The sequence below is a fragment of the Hungatella hathewayi WAL-18680 genome (assembly GCF_000235505.1).
In the GTDB taxonomy this organism is placed as follows: Bacteria; Bacillota; Clostridia; order Lachnospirales; family Lachnospiraceae; genus Hungatella_A; species Hungatella_A hathewayi_A.
This window is the reverse complement of the sequence record NZ_JH379027.1, coordinates 2,990,082-2,992,593: the sequence shown is the minus strand read 5'-3', so window position 1 is coordinate 2,992,593 and position 2,512 is coordinate 2,990,082. Positions and strand designations below refer to the sequence as shown.

Sequence of the window (2,512 nt, the reverse complement as noted above, 5' to 3'; positions counted from 1 at the left end):
TCTGCCTATGAAAAGCTGTACCAGGAGGTGAATGTCATTGGCAGGAGTAGGGTTTGAGTTAAAGAAACTGTTTACAAAAAAGCGGGGCTATCTGGGAGCTGCCAACGCCTACATCATATCGGCCGTGGTGACGGAAGGTCCCATGATACTCTGCATGGTGATGATGTTTGCCCTTCGGAAAATCATGCAGGTGGCCGGCGCCTCCTACGGAAGCCAGGAGATTTTCCTGATTACGACTACCTATATCATGATATTTTCGCTGATACTCTCCAACACGGTGCTGATGTTTGCCAGCCGTTATATCTCGGACTGCATCTATGAGGAGCGGATGGACCAGATTCTTCCTTCCTTTTACAGCTTTATTTTTTATCTGGTGATAGCCGGAGTGCTGATAGGCATCCCATATGTTTTGTTTTTAAAGATTCCGCCGGTTCACAAAGTGCTGAATCTTCTCCAGTTTGGCATTATGCTGATTGTCTGGGTACAGATGTCCTATCTGTCGGCCATCAAGAAATATACCAGGGTTCTGCTGGGCTTTCTGGTGGCGGCCATCGTGTCCGTGGGGCTTGCGGTGGTGTTCTCCTTTGTGGGGATGAATACACTGACGGCCTCCTTTCTGGCATCGGTGGTGGGCTTTTTCGTAATGATGTTAATGTATATGCGGGAACTTGTCTGCTTCTATCCAAAGGGGGAGATAGATTTGTTTATCTTTTTCCCATCCCTGGATAAATACAAAATCCTGATTGCCGTGGGATTTTTCATGGCGGTGGGACTGTTTGGACACAATTTTGTGTACTGGTTTTCCGATTACCGGGTGGAGGTGATCCGGGGAATGGTCTACTGTATGAAGTATGACGTGCCCTGTTTCTTTGCCAGCATCACCATCATTCCGTTTCTGATTATATTTGTAGTCTCTCTGGAGGTGAATTTCTATAAAGCGTACCGCCGGTATTTTGACAGCATTCAGTATGGAGGAGCGCTGTCCAATATCCGTTTTGAGCGGACGGCCATGGAGAAGACCTTGTTTCGGGAGCTGGCCCACGTGTTTGAAATCCAGTTTTTCGTGGAAATCGTCTGTGTCAGCTTTCTGGGAAATATACTGGGATATATCGGTTTTGAGAGGGAAATGCTGATTATTTACCGATATCTATGCTTTGGATACTGTTTCTATATGCTGTTAAAGAGCCTGATTATCCTGCTGCTGTATTTTGATGACAGAAAGGGCGCCTGCCTGTTTTCGATGGAATTTGCGGTGCTCAGCGTGCTGTTCTCCGTGATTGCCCTGCGTTTTGACATAGAGGCATATGGAATCGGCTTTCTAGCGGCGGCCGTGGTGACTTCCGTCTGCGGGCTGGTGTATCTGCACCGCTATATCCAGAAGCTGGAATATCATGTTTTCTGTGAGCAGCCCCTGTTTTATAAAGAGACGGAAGGGGTGTTCCAGAAAGCGTCCTTCCAGGTGAGAAAGCTGGAAAAAAGTTTAGAGAAGAGACTAGTGAAAACGAAAAGGAAGCGATAACATATGAACATGAATAAAGGAAAGAGGAGTCTCCGCGTGATACCGGCCCTTCTGGCCCTGGTCCTGGTTATGACTCCGGCTCTTGGCGGCTGCGGGGAGCAGGAAACGGCAGAGCCGGAAACACAGGAGAGTGAGCAGACGGAGAATGGGGATATCATTGCCGAAGGGACGATTGATGATGGCGGGCTGCGGGAAGACATGAACGTCTATTCCGAAGATGACCCGGACAGTATTGTCTATTTTTATGTGACGGTCCGGATGGGAAATGAGGGGGCAGGGACCAATCATACCTTTGATGAGGTGAAGAATGCCGTCCGTTTTTTAAATGACGCCCATGTGGATAATGATGTCTATGCGGAAGCGCTGGTCCAGGTGGGAGACAGTGAGGGGCCGAAGCAGGGAATGCTGGGATATGGGGAGACGGCGAGCAACGCTTCCATCCGTATCCGTGGGAACAGCTCCTCCATAATGCCGCAGAAGTCCTACAAACTGGCTCTCGATGACAATGCCGGGCTTTGGAGGGGACAGTCCAACATTGCCCTGAACAAGCATATTTTTGATGCGCCAAGATTCCGGAATAAATTATATTTTGATCTGGCGAAGGAGGTGCCGGAGGTGCCCAGCATCCGGACCCAGTTTGCCCGCCTTTTCGTGAAGGATGAGACGGCCGGGGAGGAGGTTTTTACGGACTATGGATTTTATACCCAGGCGGAGGTGCCCACCAAGAAGTATTTGAGCAATCATGGCCTGGACCGCTCCGGCTATTTATACAAGGCCATCTCCTTTAATTTTGAGCCCAACGAGTTCCTGAAGAATTTTGACGACGAGGACTTTGATTTGAAACAGATGGAGACGGTAGTCAAATGCAAAGGGCGGGAGGATAACGGGCGATTGCTGGAACTGATAGATGTTATCAATGATAACTCCACGGATATCAATGAGATAATCGATACCTATTTTGACCGGGATAACTATGAGAACTGGCTGCTGCTC

General features: G+C 48.7%; 2 protein-coding genes. Both read left to right on the top strand.

Annotated elements, in window-relative coordinates; translation table 11 throughout:
- The first annotated feature begins 37 nt into the window (after positions 1 to 37).
- Complete coding sequence (pelG, locus tag HMPREF9473_RS13465) at positions 38 to 1,519, top strand: exopolysaccharide Pel transporter PelG (protein ID WP_034858415.1); 1,482 nt, start codon at positions 38 to 40, stop codon at positions 1,517 to 1,519.
- 9 nt (positions 1,520 to 1,528) lie between these two features.
- The coding region (locus tag HMPREF9473_RS26255) for a CotH kinase family protein (protein ID WP_187388708.1) at positions 1,529 to 2,512 on the top strand (984 nt) is incomplete at its 3' end.